We start from the raw sequence: 20192 nt of genomic DNA on the forward strand, positions 1-20192 counted from the left end.
AGCGGCAGCCGTTGCCGCGGTGGCACTCGCCGATGTTTGCCGGTCAGGTACGACCGACCCGCGGGCGACACGCGCTGCCTGCCGGAACCTGGTAGGAGCCCTCCCAGCCGCTCGGCAGCATCCTTGCTGGCCGCGCCACCCTGAACCTGCTCGACCATCTATCTCGCCATCTCGCCATCTCGCCATCTCGGCCGCTACCGCTGCCGCGTCATCCTCGCCGACACCCGACACCCGACACCCGACACCGCCAGACGCGCGACTTGGTCGGCGTGTAGTTCTGGGCTGACCGTCAGTTCGTCCGCTGGGCTTGGTCGCGATTCGCTCGAACCCTGGGGAGTTCCCCGAAGCCGCCCGCCGTGGCGAGACAGAGACTCGGTTCGGACAGCAAGCAGCCAGGCGCAGGAATCAGGAACACCGAACGGGGAGGGCGACATGCCGTCGGTCAAAGGAGACTCCACGAATGCCGATCCCGGTGTCCTCGGCCAGAACACCGACGGCGGCCCAGGCGTCCTCGGTGAGACCACGGGCGTGACCCCGGCCACCGGCGTACAGGGATCGGCGTCCGACGGGCGTGGGGTCACCGGCGAGAGTCAGCGCGCCGAAGGCGTCCTCGGCGTGTCGAACACGGGCGCGGGTGTGTTCGGCAACAGCCAGGGCGGTAACGGCGTGCAGGGCATATCAGGCAGCCCGCGAACCAGCGGCGTGTACGGGGAGAACATGGCGCGCGGTTGGGGAGCGGCCGGGCGCACGAACAGCTCCGGCCCGGACGGTGCCGCGGGTGTGTGGGGCGACAACATCGGAAGCGGCGTCGGTGTCCTCGGTACCTCAAGGGGGCACGGAGTGGCCGGTGTCCGTGGCGTGAACGATGCCGATCCGACCGCCATCGGCGTCGCCGGCAGCAGCGCGCAGGGCACCGGCGTCCTCGGCACCTCGACCGGATCCAGCGGCGTCGGTGTCGGCGGCGTGAACAACGCCGGTGGAAACGCCATCGGGGTAAGCGGTAGTAGTGCCAGCGGCACCGGCGTACGCGGCATGAGTGCAGGAGGAACTGCCATACACGGAATCAACCTCGGCGGCCTGGCCGGGCGGTTCGAGGGGAATGTCGTCGTCACTGGCAGTATCTCGAAATCCGCCGGACAGTTCCTCATCGACCATCCCCTCGATCCGACGAATAAGTACCTCGCGCACTCATTTGTGGAATCGCCGGAGATGATGAACATCTACAACGGCACCGCGGTCCTCGACGGCCTCGGGACGGCGGTCGTCGAGCTGCCCGCCTGGTTCGACGCCCTCAACCGGGATTTCCGTTACGGGCTCACCCCGATCGGCTCGCCCGCACCGAACCTGCACCTCGCAGACGAGATCATCGGGAACCGTTTCAGGATCGCCGGCGGACCGCCACGGCTCAAGGTCTCGTGGCAGGTGACCGGTGTTCGCTGCGACCCATACGCGCAGGCGCACCCCATCGAGGTGGAGGTGGACAAGCCGCCCCACGAGCGCGGGCGCTTCCTCCACCCAGACCTTTACCCGACCGAGCAGAACGGGGATGGGTCGTCGAGTTTGCCGTTCCCGGTCACGCCCGTGAACGCCGAGGCGGTGCCCCACGATGGCTGATGATCTCGTTGTCTTCGGCGTCGCCTCCGACGGTTCGACTGAGCAGTGGGACGGCCACCGGACGCCGGTTGGGGTGCTGCTGCGCTGGTTCATCCGCCCGGACCTCGGCTATCCCGATTACGGGTTCGACGTCTACCGCGCGGCGGTGCCCGATACGCCGGTCCTCCCGTTCGACGACCTCAACGCCCCGTTCGTCGAGGGCAGGACGGCCTGGGACACGGGTCTGGTCACCGTGTCCTGCCCGACAGGCCTGCATTTCCTGCGTTCCTCGCAGCCGGGCCGATGGCGGCTCGTCGTCACCCCCACGTCGCCGGTGACGATTTCGTTCAGCAGCCCGGCCTGGCTTGCTGAGGTGCGCACCGACGCGGGGACCACCGGCCTGGAGGTCGCCGGGCTGACCGGCGGCGTCCAGCGGCGCCGCGAGACGCTGGCCGCCCCTGGCGCGGCGGTGCGCTGGCGGACGCGGGGCGTCCAGGTGCTGGAGCTGACTGGCACCGGGACCGTGTCGTCCATCGGTTATCACCTGCTTGGCGACCCCGCGTCCTGGACCCATCTCGCGCACCGGTGCCTGCCGGTCGTCGACCCCGGCTACCGGTGCGCACCGGTAGCGGTCAGCGAGGCGGCCGAGGCGCGCAGCCGGCTGCCGGGTCCGGTGGCGGCCGAGTGGGCTGCCCGCTTCGACGCGGCGTTCACCGCGCTGCTGCCGGCGCTGCGCCGGCTGGCCACGCGGGCAGCGGCCGCGGCGGTGCCTGCGCCGACTCCGCCGGACGAGGGACGGCTCGGGGTGGACGAGCGTGCCCTGATCGATCTCGCCGCGCTCGACCCGCACGGCGCCCGGATGCTCGGCCTCGGTTACGACGACCCGCTGGGCGGCGCGCTGGACCGTCGCGAGTACACCTACAAGGTCGTCGGGCAATGGGCGGACCGGCCAGTCGCGATCGAACGTCGTGGTATCGACCTCGTCACGCTCGCGGGCCGGCTGAAGATCCGGGTGGTGCGCAGCGGGTCGGGTAACACGCCGAAGAAACCGGGCTTGCTCACGATCGAGTTCGAGCATGCCGTGCGTGATGCCTCGCTGCGGCTCGAGGTCAGCGATCCGGTTAGCTGGAGCGCGACGGCTTCGGACGGTTCGTCGAGTACGGGCACGCTGACCGGCGGGGTACCGCGGTTGGATTTCGCGAGCCTGGTCACCCTGACGATGGACTGGGCGTCGGGGCGGGATCCGGTCCTGCTCGGGGTCGGCTGGACGCCGGTGGTGGAGCGGTTCGGGCTGCTCACCGGGGTGGTCGCGGCGGAGCCGCCGCCGCCCGCCGGCCCGCCGTCCGTCGCCGTCGCGGTGGTGCACGCGGACTCGCCGTCCGCGCTCGCGGTCGCCCAGCTCGACTGGGACGTGCCGGCAGCCGCCGACGGCGTCCTGCCCGAGACGGCCGCTGTCGCCTACCAGATCGGCCATCGACACCTGCTTTCCGATCCCGCCGCTCCGACGCCGGTGCCGGCCGGCCCGGTGCACCGCGACTTGCTTTACGACGCGGCGGCGGTCTACCTCGCCGAGGCTGCGGTCGCCAAGGTCAGGCCCCGGACGCTGCACGTCGACCGGGTCGGTGGCGCCGGCCTGTCGCCCGGCTGGTGGGGCTGGTGGGCACGTGGAGTCGACCTGTTCGGGCGGGTGAGCGCGCCGACGCCCTGGACGCTGCGGGTAGTGCTGGACAGCGCGCCACCACCCGCTCCGATCCTGGTCGCGGCGGAGTACGTGCAGGCCGGCATGCCGGCCGCGGCCGGGGTGGGCAGGTCGGCGGAGGCCCGCCGCTGGCTGAGCACCCATCCGGGGGTTGACGCGCTCGTCGTGTCCTGGGCCTTCGGGCCGGATGAGGCGCGGGTCAGTCCCGATGCCGACGGATTCCGGCTACTGGTCCGGCATCCGGCCCCGGTCGCCGGCGCGCCAGCGGGCTCCGCACTGGTCTACCCGGAGCCGTGGGCTTCCGGAGCACCACCGGCCGGTCGGGGGTCGGCCGGTGTCGTCGCCCAGTTCGGGCCGGTATCGCAGCTGTCGGCGGGCATGGTGACGGCGACGGCTGCCGACCCGGTGCTGGAGGTAACCGTGACCCAAGTTCTTGCGGTGAGTGCGCCATCGCCGGTGCCCTTGACCGGCCAGAGCGCCGCTGCCCAGCCCCGGTCGGTGTGCCGTCTCGACCTCGACCTCGATACGGGTAGCGGCGTATTCGTCGGCGGCACCCTGACGGTGTCCGGTGTCGACTACACCGTGGTCGGCAACGGTGAAGGCGAGGCCGTCGACGTCGTCGTGGAGCACGCCGCGACGGTCACGCTCGTGCCGGGCCCCGCGCTGCTGCGCGCCGCGAAGGGGACGCTGCTGTCCGTCGCCACAACGGCCGCGGCCCTCGCCAGTGGCTCCGGGTTGCGGCCTCGGTCGGGCGTCATCGTCACCGGGAGTGGTGTCGCCGAGGGCCGGTTCCGGGTCTTGCGGGCGGTGGCCGGCGCCTTCCTTTGCCGGGCCGAGGGGCCGCTGCCCGTCGTCGGCGACATGGTCGAGTGGTATCCGGTGTGGACGGCCGCGATCGCCGACACCGGCTTCGGGCCGGCCGCCACGGAGGCGGCTCCGGTCGCCCACGCCCAGGTCGCAGTCCGGGCGGTACGCCGGCTGGCCGGCACCGCGATCGAGTCGGTACCCAGCGCGCCCGGGACGGTCACTGCCGTCGACCTGACCCGGCCGAACACGCCGACGGTGACGGCTATCGGCTACGACTCGGGGAAACGTTGCGCCGAGCTGGCCAGCCGAGCCGACTGGTATGGCCGGTCTCGGTTTTCCTTCGATTGGGTCGCCCAGACGGGCCGGCGATACGTGGTCTACCGGGCGCTGTCCGAGGAAGTGTGCCGGCTCGACCTGGCTGAGCATGACCACGATGGCCGCAACCATGCGTTCCCGATCGCCGCCGACTGGCCGCCGGGCGTCTTCGCCGACACCGCGCGCAGGCAGGCCGTCCTCGCCGACCTGGCTGCCCTCGACGCCGCCAGGGCGCTGACCGGCCTGACTGCCCGCCGCGACGCGGTCGCGGCGGCGTACGCCGCGCTCCGCTGCGACGCCCAGATGCTGCTGGCCCGGCAGGCGTACGCGTGGCCGGCGTTCGTGGCGCTGACCGCGGAGCCCACCTCCGCGACCAGTCATCAGGATGTGCTCGACGGTCGGACCCGCGGGCATTGGCTCTACCGGGTCGTCGCGCGCACCAACGCCGGCGTCGAAAGCGCGCCGAGCGAGCCCACACCGCCGATCTGCTGCCCGGACGTGGTGCCCCCGGCCGTCCCGGTCGTGCACTCGGCGCTGGCCGACCCCGCTGGCGGCGCCGTGACGCTGCGGTGGCTGGCCAGCCCGGACGCCGACCTGCACCACTACGACATCTACGCCGCCCGGCACCCGGACGCAGTCGCCGACCTGGACGACCTGACCCCGGCCGCCACCCACACACCGGCTCAGCACCAGCCGGGCACGGTGATCAACCTTCCGGTGGAGGTGTCCCCCGGCGACTGGTCGTTCTGGATCCGGGCGGTCGACACCGCCGGCAACCGCAGTGCCCCGTCCAGGATGCTGCGCGGCCGGCCGATCGTCCCGCCGCCCTCGCCACCGGTATGGACCGCTGCGACCCGCACCGCCAGCGGCGTCGCGTTGAGCTGGACCCACCCCGGCGATGCCACCCACCGCGGCGACGCCCACCTCAGCTGTCAGGTCGAGCGCCGGCCGGCGGGCGCCGGAGCCTGGTTCGCCGTCTCGCCGTGGCTGCCCCGTGGCCGGTACTCCTACGCCGACACACCACCCGATGTCGCCCAGGCTTGGGACTACCGCATTTGCGTTCGTGACCATCACGGGCAGACGGCCGCCGCCCTTCCGACCCTTACGTTGCCGCAGGTGCCGTGATGTCTTCGCTGGAAACGCTCAAGAAGAGATATTTCGGTCCATCCGCGATGGTTTTTGATGAAAGCACCGAAATCTTGTATTTCGTCGATGGCAGGTCCTACTTCAAGGCGATCCGGGACGCGATCGCGGCGACCGTCACCGGCGACCAGATCTACAGCCTCGGCTGGTGGTTCGACCCGAACTTCCAGCTCTACGGCGGCCTCACGCCACCGACGCTGCCGCTACACGTCAAGGTCGGTGACCTCCTCGCGGACCGGAAGCACAACGAGGTGGATGTACGGATTATTCTCAACGGAGCCCAATACCTTGCGGCGTCCAAGGCAGCTTCGTTCCAGATCAACTGGGATGCGCTCGAAGATCTCCTCGGCCGGGTCCCGCCCGGCGCCGCGACTCCTCCGCTCGCCGGTTGCGTCGTCTACGACTGATCCGGCGCCGAGATGACGGGGACACATCACCAGAAAGCCACCATCGTCTGCCACGACAACGTGGTAACTGCATTCGTCGGCGGCATGGACAACAACCCCTTGCACCTGGACAGCGCGCCGCACAACTCGCGGGCCGTTCCCGCGCCCGCCGGCGGCACGGTGCCGTGGGGCTGGCACGACGCAGGCGTCAGGCTCGTCGGCGGCGCCGCCGCGGAAGTGTGGAACAACTTCGCCGACCGCTGGCAGGAAGCCTGCACACTTCCTCCTACCACGCTGCTGGTCCGTGACAGTACCGACAAGGTCAAGAAGGTGCCGTACACGCCGCCCGCGCCCGTCGGGGTCGGCGCGCCGCCGACATCCCCGCCACCCGCAGCCACCGCCGACACGAGCATCCAGGTGCTGCGGAGCAGATACCGGACGAAGCTCGACCGCCCAGGCAACAGGCTCCCCTGGCTCACCCGCGGCGGCGGCGAGATTCTTGAGGTCTTCGAGACGCTGGGCAAGGCGATCGACGCCGCCACCCGGTACATCTACATCGAAGACCAGTTCCTGGGTGACCATCCAGTGTGGCCAGCCCTTGGCCTTGCAAACCCGGCGTTCTGGTTGGTCGTCGACTCGTTGGTCGACCCACGCCTGCCGCATTTCACGCTGCTGCCACACATCCTCGCGGCACTGAACCGGAACGTACGGGTGATCTTCGTCGGATCGGGATACGCCGACCCTGGTGACGCCTTCGCCGGCCCGAAGAACCTGGTCCTCCCGCCGGATCTGGCCAGCCTCGCCTCCGTCACCACCACCCCGGGCAACCTCGCGGTCTGGCGGCTGGAGGGAACAACCGTCCACGCAAAGCTGATGCTCATCGACGACGAGTTCGCGGCCGTCGGCTCGGCGAATATGAACAGCCGGTCGATGCTCGGCGTAGACCAGGAGCTACACACCGCCGTCGTGACGACGGGCGACCTCGTGAAAACGCTCCGGGTCGACCTGTGGCGCGAACATCTCGGCATCGTCGCGTCGCTGCCCGCCGTCGAGAGCGCCCTCGGCGACCTCACGCTCGCCCTGGGCATGTGGCGATCAGCGTGGAGCAGCGGCGGCATGTGGTTCAGCTCCAACAACCCGGCGGGCTACGACCCCGCGACCATGGGCCCGGGGTCGTTGCGGACGCGTGTCGTCCGTGCCTACGTCGGTCCCGGCACCACGCCATAGGAGGCAGCCGTGTCCTCTACCGTGTACGTAGCCGCAGGCGACGTCCTCGACCCGGAAGCGCTGCCGTTCGGTGGGGTGCTGGTGGACGCGCTGGATGGCGTGTGGCTGGGCCCCGTCACGGTCGGCGACCGAGGCGTCGAGTGCGAGATCGTGCTCGAGGACGAGCTTGCCCTGCGGGTGCCCGGACTCGATTTCCTCACGCTTGCCATCGGCGAGGCCGGTGCCGGGACAACGCTGAGCCTGCGGTTCATCCCGGACCCGCTATTCGTCGGACTGAGCGACGTCCCCGTTGTCCTGCGGGTCGATCCCGCGGTGCTGCGGCCCGTCAAGCCATCCTCCTGGGAGGTGGACGAAGGCAGGCAGCTAGAGATCGTCCTGGCTCACATCGATGTCGGGCTGGGTGATGACGGCACGCCGACGCTCGGCGGGCAGGGCGGTCTCACCGTCCCTCGCTGCCGGGTCGGCGACCTGCCGCTGATCATTTCGGCGACGGGGGTTCGGTGGTGCAGTCCCGCCGATGCCCCGCCCGCGGCGGCCGCCGCGCCCGACGGATTCGTGGGGCTCTACCTGAAGACCGTCACGGTCGAGATCGATGGAATCGGCACCGCCGGCAGGCCGCTGGTCATGGCGACCGACTTTCTCCTCGGCACCGGCGGAGTCAGCGGCACCGTCAACGCGGAACTCTCGGCCGAGTGGACCGGGAGTGCGTTCGACGGCGCGCTGGTCACCGACCTCCTCGGCTTCGATGGTGCGCTCACGCACATCCAGGTCAAGCTGCATCAGGGTGCCCTGACCGGCTGCGAGATCGCGGGCAACGTCCGGGTGCCGTACCTGGACCGGATCATCGGCGTCTCGCTCGGCTTCGACGGCGCCGGCGGGCTCACCGCGATCGCCTCCACGCCGACCTGCACCTTCGCCCAGGGATCGGCCGCAGCGGCGGCGACAACCGGGCCGGCCGGCTACCTGCTGAACATGCGGACCGACGCCTTCGAGCTGGACGTCAGCCGGGTCGAGTTCACCGCCGGTGCCGGCAGGCCGGCCGCGGTCGCCTTCTGCGGGCGGGCCGCGCTGGACGTGGCCGGGCTCGACCTGCCGCCGGTCGGCTTCCAGGGGCTGCGGATCGACACCACCGGGCAGGTGGCGGTCGACGGTGGCTGGATCGACGTGGACACCGCTAGGAGCGCGTCGTTGAAGGGCTTCCCGCTCCAGATTACGAAGATCGGGTTTGGAGCGGAGCCCGACGGACGCCGGTGGGTGGGACTCAACGGCGGCATCAAGCTGGCCGACGGGCTCCCGCTCGGCGCGTCGGTCGAGGGGCTGCGGGTGACCTGGGATCCGCAGACCCACGCCGTCGACGTTCGGCTGGACGGCATCGGGATCGAGCTGGCGGTGCCCGGTGCGTTCAGCTTCGCCGGCACGGTGGCGTTCTTCTCGACCTCGGCCGCGTCCGGGTTTCGGGGCAGCGTCAAGCTCAAGCTCGACACGGTGAAGCTGACAGTCGACGCCAGCCTGATGGTGGGGCGCACCGGCGAGGGCACCACGTTCTTCTACCTGTACCTCGACTTGGAGCTACCGGCCGGGGTCCCGCTGTTCTCCACCGGCGCCGCCGTTTACGGCTTCGCCGGCCTGGTGGCCACCAATCTGCGCCCGGCCCGGTCGGACGGCGAGGACTGGTACCACGGCTATTACCACCGGTCGCCGGTCGGCGTCACCGACGCGGCGAAGTGGACGGTTTCACCCGGCGCCTTCGCGATCGGTCTGGGCGCCACCGTCGGCTCGCTGCCGGATACCGGGTTCGCCCTGTCGGCCAAGGCGCTGCTGGTGCTGGTGCTGCCCGGGCCGCAGCTGTTGCTCCAGGGCAAGGCCAATTTCCTGACCAAGAAGCCCGGCCAGAAGGATCCCGCCAGCGAGGGGACCTTCGAGGCTCTGCTGGTGCTCGACATACCCGGGCGGCTGTTCCAGGCCAACCTGGCCGCCGCGTACCGGATACCCGGCAAGGGCAAGGACCCAACCCTGCTCGACGTCACCGGCGGTGTGGAAACAGCGTTCTCCTGGGCGCCGGCGCCGCCGGCCGACCTCTGGCACGTCTACCTCGGTGAACGGGAACCGGCGGAGCGGCGCATCCACGCCACGCTGTTCAAGCTATGGCAGGGCGACGCCTGGCTGATGGCCAACCGCCCAGGCAGCAAAGCTGCCGGCTTGGGCCGGGACGAGTTCGTCATCGGTGGTTCGATCGGGCTGTCCCGCACGTTCGACTACGGCGTGGCCAAGGCCTGGTTCGACGCGAGCTTGCTGGGCGAGGCGAGCATCAGCTGGGACCCACCGCAGTTCACCGGCCATCTCGCCGTGCACGGCGCCGGCGGCGTGTCGGCCTTCGGGATGTCCGTCGTCGCCTCCGTGGACGCGAAAATGGACGCCAAGGCACCCAACCCCTGGTATTTCGCGGTAGCCGTCGAGATCGGACTCAAGATCGACCTGCTGCTGTTCACGTGGCAGTTCCACGCCAAGCTCCCGCTCGAGTTCGGCGACAAGGATCACCCCCTGCCGCAGCCGATCACCGAGCTCGCGGTGCTCAGCGCCGACCATGCCAAGGTCGACGAGGCCCGGCCCCTTGCCGGCGCCACGGTCCCGCCGGATGTGCGGCCGCTGATCACCTTCACCCACCCGGTGGCCGACCGGGCCCGGTTCGGCTCGCCCGGCCGGTATGCCCCCGACCCGGAGGACCTGGGCTTGCGACAGGTGTCCTACCAGCTACGCCACGTCGTGCTCGTCTCGTCGGCGGGTGCCGGTCAGCGGCTGGTCGGGGCCGCCGGCGAGACGACGGTCACCGGCACGGCGGTCACGTTCACCGGCCTGCCGGCCGGCGACGGGCTGCCCGACCTGACCGGGGCCATCCTCACGCTGCTCGGCGACGCCGGCGAGATCGGCAGGTTCCCGGTGTCGTCCGGCGGGGGCACCACGGCGACCCTGTGCCCAGGCCCGGGCGGCGCCAGCCCACCCACCGGCACGTTCTCCTACCGGCTGACCGCTCCACGGGCCACCGCGGCGGTCACGGTCAGCGCCGTCGCCGAGGCCGGCGGCGGGGATGCCGCCGTGACGCTGGCCGGCGCGCTCGCCGACCCGGCCCGGTTCCGCGGCGGCGAGCTGCGCCAGGCCGGGGGTGACAGCTGGCTCGTGCTGGACGCCACGGCAACCACGCTGCGCGTGCGCGCCGCCGGCGCGGCGCCCAACGCCGGCGAGACCACGACCGTGCTCGCACCGCTTCCGGCCGAGCTGCGTGCCTGTTGGGCGCCGTTCGGCCCGGCGGGAGCGGCCATCGGCTCGGCCACCCGGTTGTGGGTGTGGGCGCGCACCCCATACGCCTTCTTCCGGCATAACGACGTCGATCAGGTCCAGGGTCTCGACCCGTTCCAACCCGGCTACGCGTGCGGGCCGGAGGCCACCGAGGAACCGGTGTGCGTGCAGTTCGCCGACCTGGCCGACGGCGCGCTCGCCGGGCCGTTCACGACCGAGGGGCTGGCAGGCGAGGCAGTCGGTGACGTCCGGGTCGCCGCTCATCGCCTCGCGCTGGGCCGGCCGGCCGGCGGCGGGTCCGGCACGGTGACGTTCCGCTTCGAGCCGCCGCTCGACGCGGTCTGGGTCACCGCCTCGGCCCGGGAGGCGGGTCGTGTGGTCGCCCGCGCGCAGGGTACCGAGATCGGCCGGCGGACGCTCACCGCGACGCCGGCCAGTTACCAGTTCAGCGGCGGCGTCGACGAACTGGTGCTGACCGGCACGCTGGCCGTCGTCGACGGGCTATGTTTCGTCCCGGGCTGGACCTGCGTGCACTTCGACGCCGCGTCGTTCCCGCCGGCGGGATCCGGCACGCTGTCCTACGCCGGCCTGCACCTGCAGAGCACCGCGACGATGTCGGTCGCCGCCGGCGTGCTGGAGGTGGCGACGACGGCACCGCTTGCGGTCGCGGTGCCGGTCTCGCTCACGGTGCTGTTCCCCCCGGCCGGTCACCCGGGTCCGGCTCACGCTGCAGAGCAGCGCCGACGTCGTGGCCCTCGCCGGCGCCACCGCGGTGGCGCGGGCGACCGGGGCGGCGGGCACCGAGGTCGCGCTGGTCGCCGACCGGTCCGCGACCGCGCATGTCGGCTGGCTGGACCGTGTGGTGGTATCGGCCGCCGCGCAGGTACGGATCAGCGAGGTCTGCACTGACGCCGGCGACTTTGGCTGGCAGCGGTACGAGCAATGGGCCTGGAGCAAGGGCGTCCAGCACACGGTGGAGTCGCTGTACAAGCCGGACGAGGTGCTGCCACCCGGCCAGTACGAGCTGCAGGTACACACCGCCGCGGTGGTCACCGGCCGCGAGCCAACCGAGGCCCCCGAGACTGTCCGAGCCGGCTTCACCGTCGGTGCACCCGCCGGCTTCCCGGCCATCCCGCCGGCAACAGCAACCGACACCGACCGGGCCGCGTACCCCCTCGGTGGCCCGCTGTGCGACCTGTCCACCTACACCGAGCGGTCGATGCCTGCGCCCGGGGAACGGCCGTGGTACCGCCGCTACGACACCGCGGTGCGGTTCACCGAGCCCTACCTCACCCGGATGTACCTCGAGGCCGGGCGGGAGCTGCGGGTGTCGGTCTTCGACGCCGCCGGCGCCGAGCTGCGGCCGGCGACCCGGCACGTCTGGAGCAGCACCGACGCCGCTTCCGACGCGTGGAGCACCCAGTGGGTGCGCACCCTGAACGGCGACGGCACCGATCCGTGCGCGACGGTCGACCTCGACCGGGTTGTGCGCCCCGAGCAGGTAGTGGCCGGCGCCGGCGAGCCGCTGGCACCGCAGCAGCTGCATCGGTCCGAACTGCGGGCCGTCGGTGACACCGGCACGGTCACCGTCCACCGGTTCGACTTCGTCACCTCGCGGTACGCGAGCCTCACCCAACATGCCGCCTCGTTCGACGGCCGCTGCAGGTCCCACCCGACCAGCGTGTCAGCGACAGCGCTGGCCCTGCCGGCTCGCGCCCAGGCCGACATGTTCGCCACCGCGCTCGCCTCGACCGCGGCCGACGCGCTCCCAGCAGTCCTGCGCAACGCCCGCGACACTCGGAAGAAGGCCACCACCGGCACTCCGACGACCGGCGACCTCGACGCCGCCGATGCAGCGCTGACCGCCCTGCTCGACCTCCGCGATCAGCTGGTGGTGGGCACCGCTCGGGTATTCGGCGACCTGTGGGCCGCTTGCTTCGAGTCCGCGCCGCCGGCGACGCTTCCGGCCGGGCTGCGGGTCTCGGTGCTGACGCCGGCCGGGCCGACAGGCGCGACCCCGGAGCGGGTGCTCCTCCTGGAGAGTCCCGAACCGCTTGCCTGGGAACGGATCTCGGCGCGGGCAACGTACAACGCGGCCCTTCCCCTCAGCCGGGTCAGCGCGTCCATCGACCGCGGATTCGGCCACCCCGATGCCGGTTTCGACATCGAGCATGGCGGGCTGCGCTGGCATGCCGGCGTGGAGCTGTGGGTCTCTCAGGGCGTCGTCCGCGCCCGCGCCGACGAGCCGCTGGACGTGTCCGTGCTCGTCGACCGGGCCGGCACAGTAGAACTGGAGCTCGACATCGACGCCGGGGCGACGGCCACCGTGGCGACCGTGCCCGCCCTGGCTGGCGGGCCGGTTACCAAGGGCCCGTCGGCGTCGGGCGCGTCCGTAACGGTCACACTTGCGGCGCCGACCGGCACCGGCTTCCAACGGGTGAGGATCACCGGCGCCGGTGTCGGGATAAGGACCGTCGGTGTCACCGAGCCGTTCATCCCAGGGCCGGCCGCCGGACCGCTGCGGCTCTGCGGCATCCGGCTGCCCACGTCGACCGCGCCGCTCGACCATGAGGTGATCGTGATTGCGATGGCACCGGTTGCGAACCTCTCCGGGTACACGGTCCGCTGGGTCGACGCCCTTAACCCCGCCGCCGCCGAGCTGTACGCCGAACTACCCGCGGTCGGACTGGACGACGGACACCGACTACGCCTCGTGCCGGGTCGGGCAACCGCACCCGTGACCGACGACGCTCTCGTCAGTGCCGGCGGCCCAGGCACGGCGCCGCCCACCGCCGGGGCGGTGTACCAGCTGATCGACCCCGCAGGGAACATCGTCCACCAGGGAGTTGCGCTCGCGACGCCGTCCGCTGCCACCCCGACCAGCGGCAACCTGCTCGTGCCTTTCCCGAACGCCGACCGGACCCGGGCATTCCTGGTGCCGCCCAACGCCGCGCCGGCCATCGGCCGCGGGCACTGGAACCTCCGGCTCGACCAACTCGGCGACGCCGGTATCGACTTGCCGGTGTGGTCGGTCGCAGGAAGGACGGTCACCGAGAGCGCCATGCTCGCATTCTCCGTTCTCTGATCCAGCCGACCGGTGAAGATCCGCGCGGGCCGGAGACGGGAATTCGCCACCTCGGCGAACCGGATCGGGACACGTCAGATCGCGGGAGGAAGCGAACGCCCGCCCGCAACTTCCTGTTTTAGCTGGCGCCGGGCCGCTACGCCGGTGGGGCGGCGCCGCTCAGGCTGTGGGTGAGCTGGCTGCGGGTACGTACTCCGAGCTTGCGGTAGACGTTGCCGAGGTGGAACTCGACGGTTTTGCGGGTGAGGAACAGGGCGGCGGCGACCTCGGGATTGCTCAGGCCCTGCGCGACGTGCAGCGCGACCTGGGTCTCCTGGGGGGTGAGCGCGGCCAGGCCGGCGCTCGGCATGCCGGCAGAGCCGTATTCGGCGGGGCGGTGGCCGCGGGCGCCCGTCCCGGCGAGTTCGGTGGCCGCGCGCTGCGCCCAGGGCCGTGCGCCGAGCCGGTCGAAGGTGTCGAGCGCCTGGCGGAGCCGGTCGCGGGCGTCGGCGAGGCGCCGGTCGCGGCGGAGCCGTTCACCCCAGCACAGCAGTGTGCGGGCCCGTTCGAACGGGATCGGGGTCTGCTCGTGCAGGACGACGGCGGCGACGAACGCCTCGTCGGAGGCGGCCGGGGTGTCGGCGAGCACGCCTCGGTAGCGGCGCGTCACCGCGGCTGTCCAGGTCCGGCCACCGGACACGGCAAGTTCTTCCAGGCGGTCCAGCAGGCCGCGGCCCTCGTCCAGGCGTCCCAGCCGCAGGTAGGACTCCACCAGGTCCGGCAGCCAGGGCGTTACCCACGGGTCGTTCCAGCCGTGGGCGTCGGAGAAGACCCGGACGCTTTCCAAATGGTCGATGGCCAGGTCAGGGTGGCCGGTGCCGAGTTCCAGGAACCCCAGCGTGTCGGCCGGGTAGAAGCCGGACAGCGATCCGAGCGGCAGGGTCGCCGTCAGGTCGCGAATGGTCGCCACCGTGCCGTGGCAGGCGTCGGCCTCGCCCCTGGCCGCCTCGACCCGCGCCCGGAACAGCAGGGCGAAGGCAACCATGACGGGTTCCTGGGCCTCGCTGGCCAGCGCGACCGCCTCGGTGGCGTCCGCGGACGCCGCATGCCAGGTGCCGGTGCGGTACTGCAGGTCACCGCGGGCGAGCAGCGCGATCGACAGGGCGGCGAACGACCCCCGTACGCGACTCGCGGTGATCACCCGGGCGAGGATGTCGTCGGCCTGGCGGTAGTCCTCCAACCAGATCCGGCCGTGCGCGGTGGACGCCAGCGCCAGCGTGTTCTCCGCGGTGTCCATCGCCTCGAGGAACGGTTGCAGCGCGTCGAAAAGGGGACGAGCCTCCGCGACGGACCCGCCGAGCGCCAGCAGGTGGGCCAGGGACAGGTTCACCTGGCCGCGTGCGTCCGGGTGACCGTCGACCGGCAGGAGGCTCGCGGCCCGCCGCGCCAACGCCACCGCCCGGCTCGTCATGCCGCACTGCGTCACCGCATATGCCGCCTCGGCCAGCAGGATCGCAGCCCGCGATGGATCCGAACCCACGACGCGCTCGGCGGCCTGGGTGAGCAGGGCGTGCCCAGCGAGTGGATCACCAGCGAGAACCCGGATGCCACCCCGAGCATGATCGATGGCGAGCATCGTCCCCGCGTCGTCGCAGCCCTCGGCGGCCTGGTCGAGCAGTTGGTCTGCCTGGTCAAGCCGGCCGGCGAGGCGGGCGTCCCGCGCAGCCTGCAGCAGGCGTCGGGTGCGGCGGCGGTGATCCGGGGTGAGGTGGGCCGCGCGGGCGAGCGTGGTGGTGGCCACCGCGTAGCCGGCACCGCGGCGGGCCCGGGTCGCCGCCACCTCCAACGCGGCGGCGACAGCCTCGTCGGGACCGGCGGCCGCCGCCGCCAGGTGCCACGCCCGCTGATCAGCGCCACGTTCACCACTCGCGGTCTCGGCGAGCACACGATGGGCGGCCAGCCGCAACGACCCGGGAGCATCCTGATACGCCGCGGCCCGCAGCAGCGGGTGCCGGAACTCCACCGCCGCGCGGGCGATCGTCACGATCCCGGCGTCCTCGGCCGGTTCAAGGTCGGCAATACCGGAGCCGCCCAGGCGCCGCACCGCGTCTGCCACAGGCGCCAGGTCGGCGCTGGCCGCGGCGGCGGCGACCGTCAGCGCCTGACGGGTCGACGCGGGCAGGATGCGCAGGCGCCGGGTCATGGCGCGCTCGACGGCCGGTCCGATGGGCAGCGGGTCGTCGATGGGCGCCCGTCCGGCGAGCTGATCGTCGGTCAGTAGATCCAGGACCTCGGTGAGGGCCAGCGGATTGCCACCGGTCGCGCGCACCAGCGTCGCGCCGACCGACGCCGCCGTCCGCCTGCCCGTGCACCGTCGGATCAGCTCGACGCCGGCAGCCTCGTCCAGCCCGCCGAGCACGAGCCGGGGCAGCCCGTCCAGCGCCGGCGCGGCGGGTTCGTCCGCCCGGCTGGTTACGAGGACCGCCGCCGCCAGGCCTGCGACGCGGCGGGCCGCGAACACCACCGCTTCCACCGAGGGCGGGTCCAACCATTGGACGTCGTCGATGCACAGCACCAGCGGATGGTCGTCGGCCGCCTGCGAGAGCAGGCTGAGCACGGCGGCGCAGGTGGCGAACCGCTCGGTCCCCGCGGGCAGGTCCAGGGCGAGAGCACCGCGCAGCGCGGCGGATCTCGCGGCGGGAATCCGTGGTAGCAGGTGCAGCAGCGGCGCGAGCAGGTCGGCCAGGCCCGCATAGGGCAGCACCGCCTCCGCCTCCAACCCCCTGGCGGCGAGCACCGTCATCCCCTCAGCGGCACCGGCCGCCTCGGCCAGCAGCCGGCTCTTGCCCACGCCCGCAACGCCTTCGATCACTAGCGCCGAACCCGAACCCCGCCGGGCATCGTTGAGCAGCTCATGCAGCGCGACCCGCTCAGATGCCCGGCCGAGCAACGGAAGGCCGCGCATCCCAGCCAACGGTGCGTTCCCCCCGGTCATCGCCGCGCCACCGCACCGTCGTTGCGGGCGGCGCCAGATCCCGGGATCAACGACGAGGACCCTCGCCATGCGCCCCTCCCGTGCCCGCACGCGACGGTCCTCATGCAACTCCCGCCCTGCCGGCGCCAACCCGCCGGTCTGCTCGCTCCCGTCTCGGGTCCCGCATATCGGCACGTTTCCTGTTCCGCCGACGGCAGCCAGCCGCGTCAGGATCGGCTGCCCCGGATCAGCCTCTCCAACGACGGCAGGCACCGGGGCATCCACCATTTTCGATCTTGCTACCAGGATCCACGATGTCACCCACATCCGAAACCGGATTTCCGGCCGGACGGGCCGCCCGGCCGTCACGGTCGGGTTACGGGACGGCTGGAGGTAGACCGCTACCGTTGACCGGTGGCGCTGCTTCATGCCGATGATCCTCTTCCTGGTCGTCCTCGACGTGTGCTCGTCGCTGGGACGTCGGGCGCGGGCAAGACCACGCTGGCCCGCCGGGTGGCCGAGGTCCTCCAGATCCCGCACATCGAGCTCGATGCGCTCCACCACGGCCCGGCCTGGAAGCCGCGGGAAACCTTCGCGGTCGACGTCGAGGCGTTCAGCGCCGAACCCCGGTGGGTGACCGAATGGCAGTACGGGCTCGTGAGAGATCTGCTCGCGGAGCGCGCTGACCTGTTGATCTGGTTGGACCTGCCGCGCCGGACGGTGATGCGGCAGGTGGTGTGTCGAACGCTGCGCCGACGGCTACGGCGGGAGGTGCTGTGGAACGGCAACACCGAGCCGCCACTCCGCACGATCTTTACCGACCGGGAGCACGTCGTGCGCTGGGCCTGGTCAGGCCACCACAGGAGCGCGCTGCGGGTGGCTGCCGTGCGCGAGCGGTGGCCTGAGCTTGCGATCGTCCGGTTGGACAGCCGCGCTGCCATCGAACGCTGGTGCGGGGGACCGCTGCGGGCCACCGGCCGGTAGTGCCGGTCGAGTCCGCGTACGACTCCCGCCGGTCGAACCAGACCGCGGCGCCTGCCGTCGAAGGTCATGGCTCAGTGGACGGTGAAGCCCGCAACCATGCCCTGCGCCGCCTGCGGGATGCCGCCGTGGTCATGGTCGGGCAGGAAGCTGACGACCAGGTACGCGCCGGGTTCGAGGTCGTATCCGACGTAGAGCGGGTGCCCCGGGCTCACGATTCCGAGGAATTCCCGCTGCTGACCGGCGGGGATCTGGCCGCCCCGAACGGCTGTGAGGGCCTGGGCGATGGTGACGTCCGGGTCGAACTTGAGCAGGCCGGCGGCGTGGAGTTGGCCGGCGCTGTGGACCTTGACCACGCCGTGGCGGGGCAGGGCCGACGGCAGCTCGAACGCGAAGTCACGCATGACCATGGTGGCGGTCTGGTGCGGAGGTCTGGCGCCGGTCGGATGGCTACCGGTGACGGTGAAGTCCCGCACGAAGCCGGGGAGGGTGAACCAGGCCGGCCTGTCGGGACCAGCCGGGCCCTGCGTGTGGTCGACGAGGACGTAGTGGCCTCGGTCGAGGTCGACGGTCATGGTCCAGGTGGTGTGGTGGCGGACGTCGTCGATGCCGCCGTAGAAGTCCGCGAGACTCAGTGCGGCGGCGCCGTCGGGGGTTTCCAGCCCGGCGTGGAACCGCTCGACGGTCACCCCGTCGTGCAGCCGCACCAGCTCGAAGGCATGGTCGGCGTCGGTGGGGTTGCTTGCCGTCACCCGGGTCCAACCCGGCCGGACGTGCCCGGCGCCGGTGACGTCGAGACCGCCCGAGGCCGCGACGATGCTGATCGTCGGGGGCAGGCAGCCCTGCTCGTCGGCGGCGTTCGCGATGCCGGCGGCGGAGATCCCCCCGACCGTCGCGAGGATGATCCCGCCGGCCAGCAGCCGGCCGGCGGTAGCGCCCAGTCTTATCGTCACGCTGCTTCCCCTTGGCCGTGTCACGGGAATTCCCGACGTTTTCCGGCGGCCGATTGCCGCTGCACTACCGCCAGGTCGCCGGCGCGCCGTCCCGCCGTCATCGGCGCGGGTGTCCCGTTTCTTTCGGGACGCCGACAAGGACGCGGGCCGGGACGGCTTTCCCGGTACGTCTCGATCAGGGTGCGGATGTCGGTCAGGATGAGGGGGTGGTCGACGCCCTCGTAAGCGATGCCGCCGCGGTTCCTACCGCCGGTGGCCGGCTGGCGGCTCTGCTCGACGCCGTTGTTCACCGTCTCCTGCTGACGTTGCTGATGCTCGCCTTCGGGCTCGTCGCGGTGCTGGGTGTTGGGCCGTTGCTGGGCGAGTTCTCCCCGAACGTGGAAACGCCGCTGGGCGCCGCACTCCTGCTCGCCGTCGGCGGCGTACCGACTTGCCAGCACGCTGGGTTCGGGCGGCGGGCGGGACGTCGACGCGGTGCTGCAGGCCATGGCCGGTCCGCTGCGCCTGGGGTACGCGGAGGTCCTCGACGGTGCCGGTGCCGCCGTGGCAACCTACGGCGATCGGGCGTCGAACGCGGCCACGTTCCCGATCCGCTACGGCGAGCGGAGTCTGGGCACGCTGCGCGCCGTGGCCCGCTGGGGAGCGCCGCTGACCCGCGACGACGAACGGCTCCTGGCGTCCCTGGCCGTGCAACTCGGCGTGGTCCTGCACGCGCTCTCGCTGGCCGCCGAGCTGCAGAAGGCGCGCGCGGGGCTGGTGCGGGCACGCGAGGTCGAGCGGGCACGGCTCAGCCGTGACCTGCATGACGGGCTCGGCCCGAGCCTCGCCGGGATCGCCCTCGGTATGGACGCGGCGCCCCCCGTCGACCACGCTCCGGGTCCTGTCCCGCCCGGCGTCCCACGACCGACGGGACACCCGGGCCGATGACGGTGGGACGGCCCGCCGCCGAACGTGGCAGGCAGCGGGCGGCAACGGGTCGCCCCAGCCCTCGGAGGTTCCCGTGATCCGACGTCACCCCGGCCGCGTGCTCGGCGTGCTCGCCGTCCTCGATCTACTGCTGCTAGCCCTGTTCTACCCGGGCCGCCACGACGGCGACGGGGCCTGGTACTACCTGTCGGCCATCGGCTGGATCGGCTTCATGATCGGCGTGCTGGCCACCGTGGTCCTCGCCGCCTACGCCGGCGTGCTGGCCCTCGGGGGACGCAGCAGAGCGAGCTGACCGTACGTCGTCGGCGACGACGACCCCTGCCCCGTCCGACGGACGCGGGACTCCTCCCGCGCACTCCCACCCACGAGGTCACGGACTCACCCAACTGGCGTGGAAGCAACCTCGACACGATCCGACAAGGGGCTTGCCTAGTGAACTGACGGCAGGTTCCATCAGCCGTCGGCGAATCCCGTACCGGCCCGCAGCGCGAGCGGGCCGGTAGAAATAACGGCTCTGTCGTACATCCGGTGGTAGCGCCGAGTTGTCGATGTGGCACGATGTGTCATGTGTGGTGCGGATCGTCTGGTGAAGCCGGTGTTTTCGGGACTGTCGCTGTTGGTCGTGGAGGACGTGGCGGACGAAGGTGAGCTGGTCCGGGTCCGGGTCCGGGTCCGGGTCCGGGTCCGGGTCCGGACGCCGGACGCTCCGGCCAGCTGCCCGGGCTGCGGTGCCCAGAGCTCGCGGGTGCACGGCTACCACCAGCGGACGCTGGCCGACGTCCCCCTCGACGCCCGCCGCGTGCTCGTGGTGGTGCGAGGGCTCTGTTGC

General features: G+C 71.9%; 12 protein-coding genes. 9 read left to right on the forward strand and 3 right to left on the reverse strand.

Going from position 1 to position 20192, the window contains the following annotated elements; all coding sequences use genetic code 11:
• Positions 1-432: 432 nt before the first annotated feature.
• Genes NBW77_RS18630 through NBW77_RS18650 form a run of 5 tightly spaced genes read left to right on the forward strand, consistent with a single transcriptional unit; the run spans position 433 to position 11373 of the window.
• Entirely contained in the window at positions 433-1614 is a 1182-nt protein-coding gene (locus tag NBW77_RS18630; RefSeq protein ID WP_250280075.1) for an autotransporter outer membrane beta-barrel domain-containing protein, read from the forward strand.
• Positions 1607-5539, forward strand: a complete 3933-nt coding sequence (locus NBW77_RS18635; RefSeq protein ID WP_250280076.1) for a hypothetical protein — start codon at positions 1607-1609, stop codon at positions 5537-5539. The genes NBW77_RS18630 and NBW77_RS18635 overlap by 8 nt, the downstream gene beginning before the upstream one ends.
• Entirely contained in the window at positions 5539-5964 is a 426-nt protein-coding gene (locus tag NBW77_RS18640) for a phospholipase D-like domain-containing protein (protein ID WP_250280077.1), read from the forward strand. The genes NBW77_RS18635 and NBW77_RS18640 overlap by 1 nt, the downstream gene beginning before the upstream one ends.
• Before the next feature lie 12 nt (positions 5965-5976).
• Entirely contained in the window at positions 5977-7170 is a 1194-nt protein-coding gene (locus NBW77_RS18645) for a phospholipase D-like domain-containing protein (protein WP_250280078.1), read from the forward strand.
• 9 nt (positions 7171-7179) lie between these two features.
• Positions 7180-11373, forward strand: coding sequence for a hypothetical protein (locus tag NBW77_RS18650; protein ID WP_250280079.1), 4194 nt, complete (start codon positions 7180-7182; stop codon positions 11371-11373).
• A gap of 2312 nt (positions 11374-13685) precedes the next feature.
• Here the strand turns inward: NBW77_RS18650 and NBW77_RS18655 are convergent.
• The gene (locus tag NBW77_RS18655) at positions 13686-16592 is read right to left on the reverse strand and encodes a helix-turn-helix transcriptional regulator (RefSeq protein ID WP_250280080.1); all 2907 of its coding nucleotides are present in this window, start codon (positions 16590-16592) and stop codon (positions 13686-13688) included.
• A gap of 372 nt (positions 16593-16964) precedes the next feature.
• On the opposite strand from NBW77_RS18655, the gene NBW77_RS18660 reads away from it, so the two are divergent.
• On the forward strand, positions 16965-17486 hold the full coding sequence (locus NBW77_RS18660; RefSeq protein ID WP_250280081.1) for a P-loop NTPase family protein: 522 nt from the start codon (positions 16965-16967) through the stop codon (positions 17484-17486).
• A gap of 71 nt (positions 17487-17557) precedes the next feature.
• On the opposite strand, the gene NBW77_RS18665 is transcribed toward NBW77_RS18660, so the two are convergent.
• Together NBW77_RS18665 and NBW77_RS18670 are read right to left on the reverse strand one after the other, a co-directional pair.
• Positions 17558-18436 carry a hypothetical protein gene (locus NBW77_RS18665; protein WP_250280082.1) on the reverse strand — a complete coding sequence of 293 codons (879 nt, stop codon included), beginning with the start codon at positions 18434-18436 and terminating at the stop codon, positions 17558-17560.
• Positions 18437-18456: 20 nt separating this feature from the next.
• Positions 18457-18924, reverse strand: coding sequence for a hypothetical protein (locus NBW77_RS18670; RefSeq protein WP_250280083.1), 468 nt, complete (start codon positions 18922-18924; stop codon positions 18457-18459).
• On the opposite strand from NBW77_RS18670, the gene NBW77_RS18675 reads away from it, so the two are divergent.
• The 3 genes from NBW77_RS18675 to NBW77_RS18685 all read left to right on the forward strand — a co-directional run.
• Positions 18911-19363: a histidine kinase gene (locus NBW77_RS18675; protein ID WP_250280084.1), complete on the forward strand. Its 453-nt coding sequence runs from the start codon at positions 18911-18913 to the stop codon at positions 19361-19363. The two genes, NBW77_RS18670 and NBW77_RS18675, sit on opposite strands and share 14 nt — an antisense overlap.
• A gap of 73 nt (positions 19364-19436) precedes the next feature.
• Positions 19437-19655, forward strand: coding sequence for a hypothetical protein (locus tag NBW77_RS18680; protein ID WP_250280085.1), 219 nt, complete (start codon positions 19437-19439; stop codon positions 19653-19655).
• Between the two features lie 273 nt (positions 19656-19928).
• Positions 19929-20192: transposase family protein (locus NBW77_RS18685; protein ID WP_349817045.1), on the forward strand; the 264-nt coding region annotated here is incomplete at its 3' end.

The organism is Frankia sp. Cppng1_Ct_nod, from assembly GCF_920656135.1.
Lineage (GTDB): Bacteria > Actinomycetota > Actinomycetes > Frankiales > Frankiaceae > Protofrankia > Protofrankia meridionalis.